At 62.9% G+C, this 677-nt stretch carries 1 protein-coding gene; it reads right to left on the bottom strand.

Annotation, left to right across the window (positions count from 1 at the left end):
* On the bottom strand, positions 1-677 hold a 677-nt coding region (locus tag AC3WMR_RS30680; protein WP_492266981.1), incomplete at both ends, for a hypothetical protein.

Raw genomic sequence — 677 nt, 5'->3', positions numbered from 1 at the left:
TGGCCCATCCAGCTGGGGTCACGGCCGCAAATGGATTTGACGGTGTTGCAGAACCACATGCCTTCGCCATCGACGATCTCGGTCGAGCCATTCAAGCGATAGAACCATTTCGGCTCGCGCTTGGCTTCGATGATTTCGCTGGCGAAATGGTTGTTCAGGTTCTCGATGCGGGCCGCCGCGATGTCGGCGTTGCGCTCGGCTTCGATGGTGGCCGATGCGTTGACCAGCGATTGCGCCTGCCCTGTCGCCTTGCCCGTGGCGTCCAAGGCCCGCCCGATACGCAGGTCGGCCCCGGCGTAGATCAAGGCGTGTTCGCGATTGCTCAGTGTGCCCACGCCCAGGTCCAGGTCGCCGCGCGACGCGATGACGGCGTTGGGGTCGTTGATAAGCGTCGGCGTCTTAATACCGATGCGGTCGCCGTAGATGCGACCGGTGTTGGTGAGGCTACCTGCGGTGATACGGGTATAGCCGCCATCGATCAAGCCCGCGTTGGTCAGCAGGCCGCCAATGACCAAGGTGTTGTTGCGCAGGGCGATCAGTTCGCCAGTGGCGCGGTTGGTCAGGGTGTCGGCGGTGATCTTCAGGTCCTGACCCGCGTGCAGCTTGCCGTCGTTGTCCAGATTGTCGGTGGTCAGTTCCAGCGAATTGCCGGCCGTCACCGCGCCGTTGCTGTTGGT

It is taken from the genome of Achromobacter sp. FW305-C-28 (assembly GCF_058783235.1).
Note: the sequence above shows the minus strand (reverse complement) of the source record. Positions and strands in the feature narration are given on the sequence as shown.